The sequence below is a fragment of the Leptolyngbya iicbica LK genome, assembly GCF_004212215.1.
Taxonomy (GTDB): Bacteria; Cyanobacteriota; Cyanobacteriia; order Phormidesmidales; family Phormidesmidaceae; genus Halomicronema; species Halomicronema iicbica.
Genome location: NZ_QVFV01000002.1, coordinates 1,477,223 through 1,492,984 on the forward strand (window position 1 = coordinate 1,477,223; position 15,762 = coordinate 1,492,984).

Below are 15,762 nucleotides of genomic sequence, written 5' to 3' on the forward strand. Positions count from 1 at the left end.
GAGTTCATCCCCTGTAAATGGATAGCTGTTTATGCCCTACTCCTTAGATACTGCTCGTATTCTGGCGGAACCCCTGGTCGCTTCATTTTTTCAAGCTTGCGAGGGTGACTGGCGCTCTAAGCGGCGCTATTACACGCTCAAAAGTGGTGATGTTCAAGAAGTGGTGAGCTACATCAACATTCGGTTTTTGTCGGCAGACGCAGCAGAACTAGAGACTTTGCATCAGCTACATGATTTGCCAGAGCGCACCCCACTGATCTGTGGTGCTCAAGTCACTTGGGAGAGTAACTACATCCACACCCAGCGAAAACCTGTCAACGGCTCCACTTTGTTTGGGGTCAGGGGCACAACGCTGTATCGCGATCGCGGCTTTGCCACCGCAAAACCAGTAACGGCGGACTTTACTTTCCGTGAGCCACGCACCATGGTGTTAAAGACTGCCTACGACGGCTCAAGCTTTGAAGAAGAAATCAAATTGATCGGTGACTCGACTCGCACACGACAGACCATCATTTCTCGAGCTGGAGAAGAAATCATGATTGGTCAATATTTAGAACAGCGCTGCTAAGGAATCAGGAATTTATAAAATCCAAGTCTTGTTGGGCAGGCATCTTGCTTGCCCTCAGACAGTCGTCTCGACTGTCCACACTTAATTGAATTCTCATTCCTAAGTGCTCTCTGTTTAGCAAACCACGCAAAACCAGTGTCTGGCGTTAATGAATGCTAGGCACTGGTTTTGCGTATAGGAGAAGCGCCTACCTACGACGCCCATCCATCAACCCCAGACCAACAAAACGCTCGGTTTAACGGGAGGCGTTGAGAATGTTTTTCTTTGGGGAAGATAGTCAAAACAAAGCCCTTGAGGCTTTTTAAGCGCTCAAGGGCTAATGCTATGTAATACCCCCAGGGGAATTCGAATCCCCGTCGCCTCCGTGAAAGGGAGGTGTCCTAGGCCTCTAGACGATGGGGGCCTGTGTTATTCGACACTGATTAATATAAACAAATGCTGTAACAGTGTCAAACAAATTTGCTGAGTTTGTGAAAACTGCTCGAAGCTTGCTGGAGCAGGCTTTCTGCATCCAGCAGTATAGGCTATTTTAGGCCGCCAGCATTGCGCAGTCGGATAACCTGACGGCGCATCTCGGGGGAAGCATCCAACTCCGCGACTTCTTGCACCCTAACGTCCGCCTGCAAGGGTTCAAGATAGTTATCGCTGCCATAGGAGTAGGCATCGATTAGAATCTGCAACAGTTGATCGCGATCGCACTGAGCTAGCTCCTCTTCAATCAGGCGAAACTTGAGCGTGACTTCACACTCATAGATTCCCACCTGCGGCGTTGATGGTTGAATTGCCGGATTCGCATTTGTGGAACAGAGTTTCATCTTTGTCATGCCCGCCTAATCGGAACAGTGGTGGCTGTGCAGTGAGCCGGTCTCATCAGCAATTAGCTTTACAGCCCTGAATGAGTACATCGCTTTGGTGCCTGACTCTATAAAACCAAGATTCCCTGGAAAAAGGCGAACTGAAACGACGATTTTATCGGATTAATAAATTCTCTTGCTATTAGCTTTAAAGAAACATCTCGTTTCCCAAAATACACTGACATAATCAGCTCAAAACTTTTGTATCCCCCTGAATAGAGTCGTTTCAGAAGACAGCTAGTCACTTGCTATTACTTGCTGCGCCTGTGACCACACACGTTCAAGACAGCCTTTAAACATCCGTAAAAAGACTGAATTAAGGTTTTACTCATCAATTATCTCAGTACTGAGACTTAGAGGAATTGAAGGTTTTTCCAAAAGCTGGTGTAAATATTTTGGGCATCCCTGCATTAATACGGCTAAATTCACTGCCATGCTGAAGCAAAAATCACTCTCAGAACTCAGTAAGATCTGGCAATTGTAATCACTAGCGGTCAACCTTCTTTCAAGAGTCGTCAGTGAAACTTCAAACTTGGCAACTACGCACTGCCTAAAGGCGACCTGTCCTGGCTGTGAAGGACGGCCAAGACAGACTGATTTGAGCACACGAGGACGTCTAGATATATCTTGTTATCTCGCGGCCTGGATGCCTTGAAGGTACGTGGTACAGAAGTCTCAATTTTTTCAGGCTTTGATCTCCAATGGTTTTAGCGCTTTCAGCGCTTCGCTCACTGGGCTGACATCGTGTGTGACAACTCCGTATATTAACCGACTTGGTTGGGGGCAATGAGTTGCCACCATCGCACTGTCTCATCGGCAGCAGTGCTGATCAGGGTGTGGCCGTCAGGGGCAAATCGCAAATCACCAATAGTCCAACCGTGATGCAACTCAGTCGATCGATGATGGGTGACCGATGACCACCGCCAAAGAGGGATGGTGCCATCGCGACTGCCGATCGCCAGCCAGCGTTCATCCGCGCTGAGGGCGATCGCGCTGACCGCATCTTGACACTGTTCCAATACTTCATGCTGCGCAAAATCGAGAAGTGACCAAACAACGACTCGCCCAGTGCGATCGCCAGTGATCAGGGCGGGCGGGCTCACACTCAGAGCCACCGCGCGCAGGGGGGATTTGGCGGTCCAGGTATGCAGCAGTTGACCGCTGGGCAGCGCCCACAGTCTGAGGGTGCCCGCTTCGCACACGCTGGCGAGACGAGTGCTGTCAGGACTGAGGGCCACATCGTTCACTTGACCTGAATGGCGCACCAGATCGAAGCGCTGCTTGCCGGTGTCTAAATCCCAAACTGAGATGTGCCCCCCGATATCAGCCACAATCAACGTCGTGCCGTCGGGCGTGAGGGCGATCGCGGTCACGGGCCTGCCGCGTTGACGCAGACTTTGCTGGACTCGATAAGAGGTCAAATCCCATTGCAGAATCTGGCCATCTAGGCCCGCTGTGATCAGGCGATCGCCGGCTGGATGAAACGCCACTGCCGTGACGGCATCCCGATGACCAGCGCCGAATCCCAAACGGGGAGCCAGCGTTTGCAGGACCTCGCCCGTTTGCCGATCCCAGAGTTGGAAGGTGTGGTCGCTGTTGGCGGTGGACACGGCGCGACCATCGGGACTCAGGGCCAGGGCATTCACGGTGCGGCCTGGGGTGGGCCAGGTTTGGGTGCAATGCCAGGTGGCCGCAGGGAGTGGCGACAGCGATTGCGAGTTGGGCGGTTGCCACAGTCCGGCGGGAGCCAGATCGGCGAGTACGACTTCGGCATTGGCATAGCGGCTGCGGAGCGATCGCGCCACCAACCGATCCAGCACTCGTCCCAAAGCTGCCCCCACGGGCGTCGGCACAAAGTCGCGCCACACCCACCGATCTTCCGCCACGGAGTACAGATCAAAGGGATGCTCGCCCGTGAGCACATGCAGGCAGGTAATGCCTAAACCGTAGAGATCGCTGGCGGGCACGGCTTTGCCCAGGGCTTGCTCGGGGGCAGCATACCCAGCGCTGCCGATAACGGTGCCCGTGCGTTCCAGTTCCGTGGCGGTGGGGGCGGTGCGGGCGGCCCCAAAATCGACGAGGATGGGCGGCCCCTCGGTCGGCAGCAAAATGTTTTCGGGTTTGATGTCGCGATGGATGATGCCCTGCTCGTGAATGTATTGCAGCACGGGCAACAGTTCCATGAGGAGCGATCGCACCTGCGTTTCGTCAAAGACCCCGTCGGCCTGCAAGACCTGTGCCAAATTGCGTCCGGCGATGTATGACTGCACCAGACAAATGTCGCGGGCTGATTCCAAAATGGCGATGAGTTGGGGAATCTGGGGATGCTGGCCCAACTTAGCAAGGCGTTTCGCTTCGGCTAAGTCGCGATCGCGGCTGCCCTGCGATCGCAGAATTTGTTTGATCACACATCGCTGGGGCGGCGACTCGGCCTCGTCCCAAGCCAGAAACGTGCGCCCAAACCCGCCGCGCCCCAATTCTTCAATCGGGCGAAAGCGCTGGCCCAGCAATAGCCGTGACCCACAAGCCTGGCAGCGATCGCGATCGTCCCCATTCTCGGGTTGCGAGCATTGCGGGTTGATGCAGAGGGTCGTCATGGTATCGCTCGCGCTTGTTTACAGCATCAGTGCATCGAGCTTAATCATAGTAAAAGCGACACCCTCACCGTCTATTCTCTACGAAACATCTCACTTACTTCTTGAGGAGTGTAAGGAGGGCTTTTTAAATGTATGACTGCATGGCAATTCGGACAAACAGGAATTAAGTCATTTACAGGATCCACAATATAGGAATCACCAATTTCACTTAGCGGTTTGATGTGATGTACATGGATAAGAGTTTCAGCAACTACACCATAAATATCACAAAGCTTGATATTACATACCTGGCAAACATAGCCATAGTGAGACAAACAAGCATCACGTGCCTTTTGGTCTCTCTCATATCTGTTTACCTTGATTTGCTTTACGATTCCCTCTTTATATTCAATTCTGTCAGGCAACTCTTCAGGTAGATGAGCAACACTCATGACACGTTTATAACCATCCAACGAGGAAATTCCTTTGGGAACATTTATTCTCTTCGAAACCGAAATTCCAGGCATGTTGAGTTCATCTTCATGGCTAAAAATTATGTATCCTGATCGATCCCAAAGAGCGCAGGGATAGGATTGAATTAAACCGTAGAAATTGCCCCAATCACTGTATCTTGACTGAACCACATTTAAGCCAAAAGCCTTGCTCAGTTCACCTGCTCTTTTACGGTTCACAACCACTTCATCCCTTTAGTGTGCGTGTCTAAATTTCCTTTCCAAGTAAGCTACAGCATTTCTCACTCTAGTGAGGTGCAGTAGCAGCAATTTGTAAACCAGTTTTTAATGTCTGTCAAAGAANNNCGATAGAGTAAGCTTTCATCCCTGTCTCTTAGCAAATTCCAAAACATACTAAGTGTATCTCACGAGACTGGAAAAGGCTGTAATTCCGGATGTAGCACCGCATCCGTACGCAGTATTAGATTGAGTCTTTAAGGAGCAGTATTGGCCGCAGTCCCACGCAGCAGATCCATGATTTCGTCGCAATAGTGGTGAAAGGGTTCGGTGCGGCGCACGGCATAGGCGCGGTGTTGGCCCAGGTCGATGCTCACTTCTTCGGCGATGGTACCGGGGCGGGCGGAGAGCACGTAAATCCGTTGGGAGAGAAACACCGCTTCGCTCACATCGTGGGTGATCATCAAAATGCTGATGCCCAGGCGATCCCACAGCTCCAGCAAAAATTCCTGCATACTTTCCTTGGTTTGCACATCCAGTGCGCCAAAGGGTTCGTCCATCAGCAGGATCTTGGGATGGTTCGCCAGGGCCCGGGCGATCGCGACCCGCTGCTTCATGCCGCCGGACAGTTCCTTGGGCAGCGATCGCGAAAACTGCGCCAGCCCCACCACATCCAGATAGCGCGACGCTTCTTCTCGCCGCTGCTTGGCCTCCATCCCCTGGAGCTTTAGCCCAAATTCCACATTCTCCTGCACCGTCATCCAGGGATAGAGGGTGTAGCTCTGGAACACCATGCCGCGATCGGCCCCCGGCCCAATCACCGGCTGCCCATCCACCGTAATCTCTCCCGCCGTTGGCATCTCCAGCCCCGCCACCAGTCGCAACAACGTGGACTTACCGGAACCCGACGCCCCTACCGCACAGACAAACTCGCCCGTTTCCACATGCATGTTGATGTCTTTGAGCGCGACCAACGGCCCTTGCGGCGTATCGAATTGTTTGTGAACCTTGGCGATTTCGAGGTGCATGGGTTTGGGGGAGTGTGAGGGTGGCAGGGTAGGTGAGTGGCAGGGTAGCAGGGTGGTTGGGTAGCTGGGTGAAGTAGGTGAGTGGGTGAAGTAGGTGCGGCGGGTGCGGTAGGTGAGTGGGTGGGGGAGGTGGGAAATCTAGGGGTGGATTGAATTGATTTAGGAGCGGATGCGATGGGGCAGTTGGTGAGGCGGCATGAGGATTTGGAGGTTTACCAACTCGCGTTTGATGCGGCGATGCAAATTTTTGAATTGTCGAAGCAATTTCCAGTTGAGGAACGGTATTCGTTGACAGATCAGATGCGGCGGTCTTCGCGCTCTGTGTGTGCCAATTTGGCGGAAGCATGGCGGAAGCGCATCTATGAAGCTTCCTTTGTCGCTAAGCTATCTGACTGCACCGCTGAAGCCGCTGAAACCCAAACCTGGATTGAATTTGCCGTGAAGTGCAAATATCTCGACCAGCAGGTAGGAGATGACCTGAAGCAAACCTACGATCGCATCATCCGCACCCTCATCAAGCTCATCCAAAACTCCAAATCCTGGACTCTCTCCCACCCCCTTCACACACGTACAACCTCTTCGAAGTAACCAGACACCCACTCCACCTACCCATCACCTCACCCATTCTTCACCCCACCTACCCTTCATCACACCTACCTCACCTACCCGTCCCTACTTCACCGCCCACTTACACGTCATCCGCATGGCCGCTTGCAGGGACAGATCGAGAATGAACCCGATCAGGCCCAGCACCAGCAAGCAGGCAAAAATATCGTCGGTTTGGAAGAACTTTTGAGAAATGGCGATGCGTTTGCCGAGGCCGCTGTCAGCGGCGACGAGTTCGGCGACGATGACCAGGTTCCAAGAGGCGGCCATGTTGACCCGTAAGGTGTCGAAGATGCTGGGCACCACGTATGGAGTGATGACTTGCATGAGTACCTGACGACGATCGCCCCCCAACGTATAAGTCGTCTCGATCAGTTCCTTGGGCACAAACTTCACCGCATCCATAATCATCAGCGTGTTGAAAAACACCGTGCCGATGAAAATCAACGCAATTTTCGGTTCTTCACCCAAGCCGAGGTAAATCACCAATAGGGGAATGAAGGCCGGGGCGGGCATGTAGCGGACGATGCCGATGAGCGGTTCCAGCAGCGATCGCACACTGCGAAACGCCCCCATACCAATGCCCAAGGGAATCGCCACCAGCGCGGCCAGCAAAAAGCCCGCCGACACCCGCAAAAAGCTCGCCAGCGTATCGGTGAGCAAATAGCCCTCTTGCCAGAGGCTCACCAGCGACGCCGCCACCATTCCCGGTGTGGGCAAAAACTTATTGTCAATCCAGCCCGTGCTCGCGATCGCCCACCACAGCAAAAACGGCACCAGCACCGACATCACCATCAGCGCCCATTTCAGCCGCTGGGGAATGTCTTCCGCAATGCGCCAAAACACCGTCGGCTTAAGGCTGGGCGCGACGGTAGACGACTCGGAATAGGTCGGTGGAGAAGACGCGATCGCCATAATGTTCAGACCTGTGAGAGAGCAGTTAGGTAGAGAGTGCCCGGATTCGATGGGGTAGGTGAGGTGGAGGGTGGGTGAGGTCGGTTGGGTGAAGGTAGACGGGGTAGGCGAGGTAAAAGGTAGGTGAGGTAGAGGGTGGGTGGGGTAAATCTATGGAGCTTATGAGGAAGGGCTGTTCCACTTCACCTACTTCACTCACTCCACCTACTCCAACTACTCCACCTCCTCCATCCACTCCATCCAATTCACCCACTCACCAACTACGCATTCGCCTCGGCATACGCCGTCACGAACTGGTCATCCAGCACTGCTTCCAGATCCGGCGCTTCGGGGATGAAACCGACTTCCACCATGAAGTTCGCCATCTCTTCAGCGGCATAGGGCATGTGGACCATGCTGTCGCCGGGGGTAAAGGCTTCCAGGTTTTCTTCCAGGGTGAAGAAGCGGGTACCTTCCAGGTATTTCTCAAATTCGTCGGCGCTGACGCTGGCGCGATCGGCCATGATTTCGTAGGCGCGTTCCTGGTTTTCGTCGATGAAGGTCAGAATGTCGAACCAGGTATTCACCAGGGCTTGGACGACCTCGGGCTGTTCGTCGATGAGGACTTGCGTGACCACGAGCAGGTCAGGGATGGCACCAGGAAAGTCAGCGGAACTGGTGAGTTCTTTGCTGCCTTCGCGGGTCAGCGCCGTTTCCCAAAAGGGTACCCAGCCCGCGAACCCGTCGGCTTGACCAGCGGCAAAGGCGGCAGCGGCAGCTCCGGTTTCCAGGTTTTCGATATTCACGTCATCGCGGGACTGGCCGGCTTCTTCGAGGGCCAGGGTGAGCAGAAAGTCGCCGACGACGCCTTCTTCCAGTGCGACGGATTTGCCGACGAGGTCGGCGACGGTCTCGATTTCTTCCGCCACGATGACTTTGTCGTTGCCAGCGGAGTTGTCGTTGACCACGACGGCGACTTCACCGTTCACAGCTTCCCCCGCAAAGGAAATGGTGTCGTTGAGGGTTTGGCAGTTAGCGTCGAGTTGGCCGGAAGCTAGCGCCTGCATGGATTCTAGATAGCCGTCGAACCAGATGAGTTCGACGTTGACGCCGTTGGCTTCGAATAGTCCTTCTTGTTCGGCGATCGCCCACGGCCACCACCCAGCCCAGCTGCTGTATCCCATCACAATCGGCGTTTCATTGATCAGCTCGGTGGGTTCGGCAGCGGTATCTGTGTCGCCATCGGCTGGCGCTTCGGACGTGTCTTGAGCACAGCCGATAGTAATGAATAAGGTGCAAAAGAACGCCAGCAGCACTGGCAAAAGGGAACGACGTTTCATCATGATGTTGAGACCGTAAACAAACGAGACAGCAAAAAATTGATTAAGCAGAAGTCAGCTCAGGAGACTTCACAGCAGAGCGCACCCAGTCAAACCAATCCTCTAAGCCTTCCCCCGACTTAGCCGACACCGGAATCACGGTGACGTGGGGATTGATTTGGCGCACATTGGCTTCAATGCGGGCTAAGTCCACATCTAAATAGGGAGCGAGATCAATTTTTGTAATCAGAAGCACATCCGCCTCGCGAAACATGACGGGATACTTCAGCGGTTTGTCTTCGCCTTCGGTGACGCTGAGCAGGGCGACCTTGGCATGCTCACCCACTTCAAACTCGGCGGGACACACGAGATTGCCGACGTTTTCGACAATCACCATGTCCAGATCTTGGGGCGTGTGCTCGTGGCTCAAGGTGTGAATGCCCCCGGCGACCATGCGGGCGTCGAGATGGCAGGCGCGGCCCGTGTTGATGGCGATGACGGGGACACCGTACTGGCGGAGGCGATCGGCATCGAGTTCGGTGGTCATATCGCCTTCGATTACCGCGATGCTGAGGTCATCGGTGAGGCTGGCGAGGGTTTTTTCCAGCAGGGCGGTTTTGCCCGCGCCGGGGCTACTCATCAGGTTCAGGCAGGTGATGCCCCAGGCGTCAAAATGGGCGCGATTGTGATCCGCGTCTTCCTGGTTGGCGTGGAGGAGGTTGATGCCGAGGGTGTCGTCGATGATTTGGTGCATGGTTTTGGGTGTCGGTGGATAGCAATCAATTTTGTAGGGGCGAGGCATTGTGGGAATCACATTTCGGATAATTCCAAAGCATTTTTTCCTCAATGCCTCACCCCTACGAGATGGGTGGATGGGTCAGAAGAATTTCAGGTAGCGTTGGTGTTCCCAGTCGGAGATGTGGGTGTGGTAGTCCTCCCATTCTTGCCGTTTGAAATCGGTGTAGGTGCGGTACATCAGCGGCCCCATCACGGCTTTGCTCAGCGGATCGCGTTCGAAGGCGTCAACGGCCTCTTGCAGGGTGCGGGGTAGCAGGTCAATGCCCAGGGCGTCGAGTTCCGGCAGGGTGTAGTTGTACATGTTTTCTGTATGGGGATCACCGGGATCAAGGCATTGTTCGATGCCCTCCAATCCCGCCGCGAGAATCATGGCCGCGCCCAGATACAGGTTGGTGGCAATGTCGGCGGCGCGGCACTCCACCCGGCCGCCCGCGAGGGGAATGCGGAGCATGTTGGTGCGGTTGTTGTTGCCGTAGCAGATGTAGACCGGAGCCCAGGTGAAGCCGGACATGCTGCCTTTGCGGATTAGCCGTTTGTAGCTATTGACCGTGGGGCAGGTGACGGCGCAGATGGCTTTGGCGTGGCGCAAAATGCCCGCGATGAATTGGTAGCCCAGCTGCGAAAGCCCACAGCCACGCGGATCGTGGGAGTCTTCAAACAGGTTTTTGCCCGTGTCGATATCGGCCAGCGACATGTTGTAGTGCGCGCCGCTGCCCGTGCGATTGGCGAAGGGTTTGGGCATGAAGCTGGCGAAGTAGCCGTGCTTGCGGACGATTTCTTTCACCATGAGGCGGAAGAAGGTGAGGCGATCGCTCATCGTCAGCGCATCCGCATAGGCAAAGTCGGTCTCAAACTGACCATTGGCATCCTCGTGGTCAAAGGAATACACGTCCCAGCCGAGGTGGTTCATGGTATCCACCAGTTCGGTGAGCCAGCCATAGTTGTCGAGCAGGCCGGTGAGGTCGTAACAGGGCTTGGCGAGGGTGTCGCGATCGCTGATCGGCTCGAAGCCCTGCTCGGTTTCTTTGAAGACGAAGAATTCTGTCTCGATGCCCAGGTTGAAGGTGAAGCCCAGGCTCGCGGCCTTGTCCAACATTCGTTTGAGGATGATGCGAGAGCACGCTTCAAACGGTTGGCCGGACAGGTACAGATCGCTGGCGAACCAGACCACTTCTTTATTCCACGGCAGGATGGTGGCGGAGCGGGCGTCGGGCATCGCCGCTACTTCTTCGTCGCTAATGTCTTGGGGCACCCCGTCCAGCGCCGCGCCGGTAAAGAGTTCGGAGCCCTGCATCATTTGACCCAGGTGGCTCAGGGGCACCATTTTGGCTTTGGACATGCCGTGAATATCGACATAGCTGGCGAGGGCATATTTCACGCCCTGGGATTCCAGCGACGATTTGAGGGTGGCGATTTCGGCAAGGGTGTCGGTGGTCATGGGTGCGGGGAGAGGGAATAGGGATTGGGGAACGGGACGACCGGGATGGTCAATGAACCCCATGCGGGTGCGGTAGGGGCGAGGCATTCTCGCTTGGACTGCTCTGGCTAAGCCTGAAAAGTTACTACGAGAATGCCTCGCCCCTACGGGGTGGGGGAATTGCCCGATCGCTCGGGTTGGGTATATTGCACGCGATCGATTTTGAGTTCGCGACCTGAGCGGATGTCATCGAGGGGCGATCGGCAGGTGGGGCAGGCGTATTGCAGGCCCATTTCCGGTCGATATTCGGCCTGACAGGGGTGGCAAAAGGCGATCAGCGGCGTTTCTTGAATCACCAGTTCTGCCCCATCGAGAAAGGTGCCCCGCGTCTGCACCTCAAAGGCAAATTGCAGGCTGGCGGGCTCGACGCAGGTGAACTGGCCCACGGTGAGAAACACACGTTCAACCGGGGGGCGTTCTGGCTGCGATTCCCACCATTCCCGCAGGGTGATGATGAGGGCCTTGGTCATGTCGGTTTCGTGCATGGCGATCCTGTATCTGGATGATGGGGGCGGCGTAGGGGCGAGGCATTCTCGTCAGTCCCATTTGTTATGTCCGAGATGCATCGGCGAGAATGCCTCGCCCCTACAGGATGTTTTGCATCTACGAACGTTATTCCCAGGCCTGATCGACGTTCATATTGGCCTCGTCGTGGATGTAATCGGGCTTCCCTTGGCGGGGCAACTGACCGGAGACGACGAGATGGGCCATGGTGTCGCAGATCACGCGAGTCGCCATCAGGGCGGTCATGTCGCTGACGTCGTAGGGGGGCGAGACTTCCACGACTTCGATGCCGCAGACGGTGGTTTCTTGAATGATGCGCTTGAGCAGGTACAGCGCTTCGCGGGGCATGAGGCCGCCGGGTTCGGGCCAGCCCGTGCCAGGGACAAATCCGGCGTCGATGCAGTCGATGTCGAAGCTAATCCACACGCAGTCGGTGCCGTCGGTAGCTTTTTCAATGGCGAAATCAGCCGCTGCATCCAGCCCCATCTCCATAATGTCGGTAACAGTGAGGATGTTGGTGCCCCGCTCGCGACACACCTTGACGCCCTGGCGCGGCACTTGCCAGCCGCCGATGCCGAGCTGCACGAGATTTTCTGCTGGAGCATTGGCCATGTTGGTGGCGTGGAACCAGGGGCAGGTGTGCATCCGTTCGTCGAGGTCGGTTTCCTGGGTGTCGACGTGGCGATCGAAGTGAATGATGCCGACCTTTTTATCCCCCAAATGGCGGCAGACGCCGCGCACGGTGGGAAAGCCGATAGAGTGGTCGCCGCCGAGGATGATGGGGAACGCGCCTGAGCTGAAAATGTGGGCGATGCCTTTGGAAATTTGGTCGAAGGACTTTTCGTTGTTGGCGGGAATGGTGAACACGTCGCCCACGTCGCAGAGGGTGATTTGTTCCCGCAGATCAACGCCGAGTTCAAAATTGTAGGGCGTGTAGAGGGCGGAGATTTTGCGGATGCCCTGGGGGCCGAAGCGGGTGCCCGGACGGTAGGTGGTGCCGGAGTCGTGGGGCACGCCGACGATCGCCACATCGTAGTTCCCCACCTTCCGCACATCTTCTAAATAGGGCGCTTTGAGAAACGTGTTGATGCCCGCGTAGTGGGGCAGCTCGCCACGGGAAAAGGTGGGAATGGTGCGATCGCGAATACTCTCCGCTGCCTCTAACCCATAGGTCAATCCCTGATCGACTTCTTGCTGCCAGCCCGTCATGGGCAAGCGGGCTTCCTTTTGCAGCGCCTCGCTCGCTTCACTCGGTCTGCGAAAAGTCGGTTCGTCCGTCATCACAATCTCCTTATGACATATCATTTGCCAGGGTATTCAGCACCAAAACGGAAGCCCGAGAGGGCGATGGAGACTATTCCTCCATCGAACCTCCCGGGCTTTTATCCCGCCGTGTACTGGCAAAACGTCTGAGGCCTGCTCAGAAATTCCTAAACCAGCCGCTTCTCTCGGACCAGGCACTCAAGCGCCGATAACACCGCTGAGCCGGAACCCTAGAAGCTCGTAAGTAATTCCCCAACTTTCGGACGTTGAGAACTGAATGCTCTGATTAATAGCAAGCTGGTTTACGATGAACCGTAACTAATGATACGGAAGGCTGATTTAGCTAAGTGCTGGGAATAAAGGGCGATCGCGCTCATCAGGTAGGCTGAGATGCCAGCAAAATCGCTCAGAATAATTGATGAGATCGCCGCTCATCTGGCTGGAAATTCGAGGTTTTCTCAGAACATTGATCAATTCAAAAAACTGGTTTTTAAGCGACGCAATTCAACTTTATCCAGAGCATTTCTAAAGGTTTCCTGGCGCTGAAAATTGTTGATTTTTTGACCAGGAAGTTATTGCGATTCATTAAAAAGTCGCGATCGCTCACTGCATCATTCGACAGTCGTACTTAGTGAGATAGACGCATCCAAACCGAGATTTACCTATCCTGAAACCGTAGCCCAGGTAGGTCGCTATGCCACTCTCATCCCCTCGATTCCTGAATCCGATCGCCCTCACGAGTGCCGTCATTTTAGGCAGTGTGCCCGTCGCGCAAGCCGCCAATGTCATCGCGGGGCCAACGGATGCACAATTTAAAATTGCTAACCTGCCCGACGGCAACTATCGGTTTTGTAGCGATCGCCCCCCCAGCGATGTCAAGCGTGTTTCGGGCGTCTGTTTTCGCTTTCAAAAAGACGGTGAGGCAATTACTGGCGACTATTACTATCCCTACGAAGGGTCGAGCATTTGTTTGACCGGACAAGTCAACGGCAATACTGTCTCCGGGCAAGGGCTGGAGCGATTTTCCATCAATTCTGCACCCCCCGACGACTTTGACCAGACCTCGCTGCACGATTGGCGACCGGAAGGCTTCTTAGAAATCGGTCGCGGCGTGGCCGTCAGCGATCGCCCCGCCGATCAGAAAGCCGTTCGCTATCGCAGCGCCCTGCTCAACCTGCATAACTTCTATCAGTACAATGCGGGCACCGTCTTGCCTCCTAGTCGTTGCAACCTGCCCACCACCCGTGCCGCCAGCCCCACCCCCGATCGCGAAAATCTGCGAGAAGTTGGCGAGTCAGCGTTTTACAACGGCGAGCCCATCTATTTAGACGAAACCAGCATCACCGCCGTCGGCGACCAGGAATATCGCTACCAGACTCTAATCGGCGTCCCCGATCGCCTCAGCGAAACGGAATATCGCCTTGACTGCGACAACCTGGGCACCGTGCAGGTATTGCGATCGCGCTATTACGACAGCGACGGTGACCTGCAAGAAGTGGAAGTCGTCAACCGCGCCGTCCCCGCCGAACAACGCGACACCCCCTACGCCACCCCCAGCAACCAGCGCTACAACGCCAGCCGCTACATCTGCGATGCTTACGCGCAGAATTGACCTGGGGCAGGGGCGAGGCATGCTCGATGCCACTTTGTGGGCGAAGACGATGAGTTATTTCGAGCATGCCTCGCCCCTACGATCGCCCACCCACCGACCTCACCCACCCTCACACCCGACCACCCTCACACCCCTTCACCTTTCGTAAAACTCCCAACGCTCCCGCCGCGATCCCCACGCAGAACTCACGCAGCCCCCACAATGAACGGTAGAATATTTCTCTTGCGACTACGCGACCCCCGGCCCAATTTAGTTTGTACTTCTGTAATTAGCGTTAACGCTTCTGCTTCAACGACATGCTCAATCCCAACCTCGATGACATTCAACTACATCCCGAGGAGTACGAGCGCTTTTCCAGGCACCTGATTCTGCCCGAAGTGGGTCTGGAAGGGCAAAAACGCCTTAAGGCGGCGAGCGTACTCTGCATCGGCACCGGCGGTCTCGGCTCCCCCCTCTTGCTGTACTTAGCAGCGGCGGGCATTGGCCGCATCGGCATTGTCGATTTCGACATTGTGGATAAGTCAAACCTGCAACGGCAGGTCATTCACGGCACCTCTTGGGTCGGCAAGCCCAAAATTGAATCGGCGAAAAACCGCATCCACGAAATCAACCCCTTCTGCCAGGTTGATTTGTACGAAACCCGGCTCTCGTCTGAAAATGCCCTCGACATTATCGAACCCTACGATGTGGTGGTCGATGGCACCGATAACTTCCCCACTCGGTATCTGGTCAACGACGCCTGCGTGCTGCTGAACAAGCCCAACGTCTACGGCTCCATCTTCCGGTTTGAGGGACAAGCCACCGTCTTTAACTACGAAGACGGCCCCAACTATCGCGACCTTTACCCCGAGCCGCCGCCACCGGGCATGGTGCCCTCCTGTGCGGAAGGTGGCGTGCTGGGCATTTTGCCCGGCATCATCGGCGTCATTCAGGCTACCGAAACGGTGAAAATCATTGTGGGCAAAGGCCGCACCCTCAGCGGTCGCCTGTTGCTCTATAACTCCCTCGACATGACCTTCCGGGAACTGAAGCTGCGGCCCAACCCCGTGCGTCCGGTGATCGAAGAGCTGATCGACTACGAACAGTTCTGCGGCATTCCCCAGGCCAAAGCGGCGGAAGAAGCGGAGAAATCCGCTGTGCCCGAAATGTCGGTGAAGGAACTGAAAGCCCTGCTCGATGCGAAGGGCGACCAGGTGCTGCTGCTGGATGTGCGGAATCCCCATGAGTGGGAGATTGCCCAGATTCCTGGTGCGGTGCTGGTGCCTCTGCCCGACATCGAAAAAGGTGAGGGCGTGGACAAGGTGAAGTCACTGCTCAACGGTCACGAGTTGGTGGTGCATTGTCGCTCAGGGGTGCGATCGGCCAAAGCCCTCGGCATCCTGAAAGAAAGTGGCATCACCGGCACCAACGTCGCGGGCGGTATCCTTGCCTGGAGCGAAGAAATCGACCCCTCCGTCCCGCAGTACTAAAACTCTCAATGCGCCTGAGAAGTAAAAAGCAAGCCGATTGGCTTGCTTTTTACTTCGGCTTATTTGTCGAACTGCTGAGACATAGTTGTTATGAGAAGGAGTTAC

Annotated in this window: 14 protein-coding genes, 1 tRNA gene and 1 riboswitch; of the genes, 4 read left to right on the forward strand and 11 right to left on the reverse strand. The window is 55.3% G+C overall.

Annotation, left to right across the window (positions count from 1 at the left end):
• Nucleotides 1-31: 31 nt before the first annotated feature.
• The gene (locus DYY88_RS13540; RefSeq protein ID WP_039727406.1) at nucleotides 32-568 is read left to right on the forward strand and encodes a phycobiliprotein lyase; all 537 of its coding nucleotides are present in this window, start codon (nucleotides 32-34) and stop codon (nucleotides 566-568) included.
• Nucleotides 569-898: 330 nt separating this feature from the next.
• Here DYY88_RS13540 and DYY88_RS13545 read toward each other — a convergent pair.
• From DYY88_RS13545 to DYY88_RS13565, 5 genes are all read right to left on the reverse strand, one after another.
• Nucleotides 899-971: transfer RNA gene (locus DYY88_RS13545), tRNA-Glu, on the reverse strand.
• 121 nt (nucleotides 972-1,092) lie between these two features.
• Complete coding sequence (locus tag DYY88_RS13550; RefSeq protein WP_242517606.1) at nucleotides 1,093-1,392, reverse strand: Npun_R1517 family heterocyst differentiation transcriptional regulator; 300 nt, start codon at nucleotides 1,390-1,392, stop codon at nucleotides 1,093-1,095.
• 794 nt (nucleotides 1,393-2,186) lie between these two features.
• Nucleotides 2,187-4,019: a serine/threonine-protein kinase gene (locus DYY88_RS13555; protein WP_052288463.1), complete on the reverse strand. Its 1,833-nt coding sequence runs from the start codon at nucleotides 4,017-4,019 to the stop codon at nucleotides 2,187-2,189.
• A 71-nt stretch (nucleotides 4,020-4,090) separates the two neighbouring features.
• Complete coding sequence (locus DYY88_RS13560) at nucleotides 4,091-4,696, reverse strand: HNH endonuclease (RefSeq protein WP_130199434.1); 606 nt, start codon at nucleotides 4,694-4,696, stop codon at nucleotides 4,091-4,093.
• Between the two features lie 248 nt (nucleotides 4,697-4,944).
• On the reverse strand, nucleotides 4,945-5,715 hold the full coding sequence (locus DYY88_RS13565) for an ABC transporter ATP-binding protein (RefSeq protein ID WP_039727402.1): 771 nt from the start codon (nucleotides 5,713-5,715) through the stop codon (nucleotides 4,945-4,947).
• 174 nt (nucleotides 5,716-5,889) lie between these two features.
• Between DYY88_RS13565 and DYY88_RS13570 the strand changes: the two genes are divergently transcribed.
• Nucleotides 5,890-6,303: a four helix bundle protein gene (locus DYY88_RS13570; RefSeq protein ID WP_039727401.1), complete on the forward strand. Its 414-nt coding sequence runs from the start codon at nucleotides 5,890-5,892 to the stop codon at nucleotides 6,301-6,303.
• Between the two features lie 84 nt (nucleotides 6,304-6,387).
• Here the strand turns inward: DYY88_RS13570 and DYY88_RS13575 are convergent, their stop codons facing one another.
• The 6 genes from DYY88_RS13575 to speB all read right to left on the reverse strand — a co-directional run bounded on the left by DYY88_RS13575 (nucleotide 6,388) and on the right by speB (nucleotide 12,594).
• The gene (locus tag DYY88_RS13575) at nucleotides 6,388-7,236 is read right to left on the reverse strand and encodes an ABC transporter permease (RefSeq protein ID WP_039727400.1); all 849 of its coding nucleotides are present in this window, start codon (nucleotides 7,234-7,236) and stop codon (nucleotides 6,388-6,390) included.
• Nucleotides 7,237-7,496: 260 nt separating this feature from the next.
• The gene (locus tag DYY88_RS13580; RefSeq protein ID WP_236146359.1) at nucleotides 7,497-8,558 is read right to left on the reverse strand and encodes an ABC transporter substrate-binding protein; all 1,062 of its coding nucleotides are present in this window, start codon (nucleotides 8,556-8,558) and stop codon (nucleotides 7,497-7,499) included.
• A gap of 40 nt (nucleotides 8,559-8,598) precedes the next feature.
• Nucleotides 8,599-9,288, reverse strand: coding sequence for a hydrogenase nickel incorporation protein HypB (hypB, locus tag DYY88_RS13585; RefSeq protein ID WP_044151616.1), 690 nt, complete (start codon nucleotides 9,286-9,288; stop codon nucleotides 8,599-8,601).
• 123 nt (nucleotides 9,289-9,411) lie between these two features.
• Nucleotides 9,412-10,857 (reverse strand): type III glutamate--ammonia ligase, encoded by a 1,446-nt coding sequence (gene glnT / locus DYY88_RS13590; RefSeq protein ID WP_201279017.1) that lies wholly within the window; start codon nucleotides 10,855-10,857, stop codon nucleotides 9,412-9,414.
• A 56-nt stretch (nucleotides 10,858-10,913) separates the two neighbouring features.
• A complete protein-coding gene (hypA, locus tag DYY88_RS13595) occupies nucleotides 10,914-11,294 on the reverse strand; it encodes a hydrogenase maturation nickel metallochaperone HypA (RefSeq protein ID WP_039727398.1) in 381 nt (126 codons plus the stop codon).
• 127 nt (nucleotides 11,295-11,421) lie between these two features.
• The gene (speB, locus tag DYY88_RS13600; RefSeq protein ID WP_039727397.1) at nucleotides 11,422-12,594 is read right to left on the reverse strand and encodes an agmatinase; all 1,173 of its coding nucleotides are present in this window, start codon (nucleotides 12,592-12,594) and stop codon (nucleotides 11,422-11,424) included.
• A gap of 88 nt (nucleotides 12,595-12,682) precedes the next feature.
• Nucleotides 12,683-12,821: riboswitch (guanidine-I (ykkC/yxkD leader) on the reverse strand.
• Between the two features lie 449 nt (nucleotides 12,822-13,270).
• Between speB and DYY88_RS13605 the strand changes: the two genes are divergently transcribed.
• Both DYY88_RS13605 and moeB read left to right on the forward strand, forming a co-directional pair.
• Complete coding sequence (locus DYY88_RS13605; RefSeq protein ID WP_052288462.1) at nucleotides 13,271-14,188, forward strand: hypothetical protein; 918 nt, start codon at nucleotides 13,271-13,273, stop codon at nucleotides 14,186-14,188.
• Nucleotides 14,189-14,484: 296 nt separating this feature from the next.
• Complete coding sequence (gene moeB, locus DYY88_RS13610) at nucleotides 14,485-15,657, forward strand: molybdopterin-synthase adenylyltransferase MoeB (protein WP_039727396.1); 1,173 nt, start codon at nucleotides 14,485-14,487, stop codon at nucleotides 15,655-15,657.
• Nucleotides 15,658-15,762: the final 105 nt, after the last annotated feature.

Coding starts and splice junctions, on each gene's coding strand:
- DYY88_RS13540 (WP_039727406.1), top strand. CDS start 32: ATGCCCTACTCCTTAGATACTGCTCGTATTCTGGCGGAACCCCTGGTC.
- DYY88_RS13550 (WP_242517606.1), bottom strand. CDS start 1,392: ATGACAAAGATGAAACTCTGTTCCACAAATGCGAATCCGGCAATTCAA.
- DYY88_RS13555 (WP_052288463.1), bottom strand. CDS start 4,019: ATGACGACCCTCTGCATCAACCCGCAATGCTCGCAACCCGAGAATGGG.
- DYY88_RS13565 (WP_039727402.1), bottom strand. CDS start 5,715: ATGCACCTCGAAATCGCCAAGGTTCACAAACAATTCGATACGCCGCAA.
- DYY88_RS13570 (WP_039727401.1), top strand. CDS start 5,890: ATGGGGCAGTTGGTGAGGCGGCATGAGGATTTGGAGGTTTACCAACTC.
- DYY88_RS13575 (WP_039727400.1), bottom strand. CDS start 7,236: ATGGCGATCGCGTCTTCTCCACCGACCTATTCCGAGTCGTCTACCGTC.
- DYY88_RS13580 (WP_236146359.1), bottom strand. CDS start 8,558: ATGATGAAACGTCGTTCCCTTTTGCCAGTGCTGCTGGCGTTCTTTTGC.
- hypB (WP_044151616.1), bottom strand. CDS start 9,288: ATGCACCAAATCATCGACGACACCCTCGGCATCAACCTCCTCCACGCC.
- glnT (WP_201279017.1), bottom strand. CDS start 10,857: ATGCCTCGCCCCTACCGCACCCGCATGGGGTTCATTGACCATCCCGGT.
- hypA (WP_039727398.1), bottom strand. CDS start 11,294: ATGCACGAAACCGACATGACCAAGGCCCTCATCATCACCCTGCGGGAA.
- speB (WP_039727397.1), bottom strand. CDS start 12,594: ATGACGGACGAACCGACTTTTCGCAGACCGAGTGAAGCGAGCGAGGCG.
- DYY88_RS13605 (WP_052288462.1), top strand. CDS start 13,271: ATGCCACTCTCATCCCCTCGATTCCTGAATCCGATCGCCCTCACGAGT.
- moeB (WP_039727396.1), top strand. CDS start 14,485: ATGCTCAATCCCAACCTCGATGACATTCAACTACATCCCGAGGAGTAC.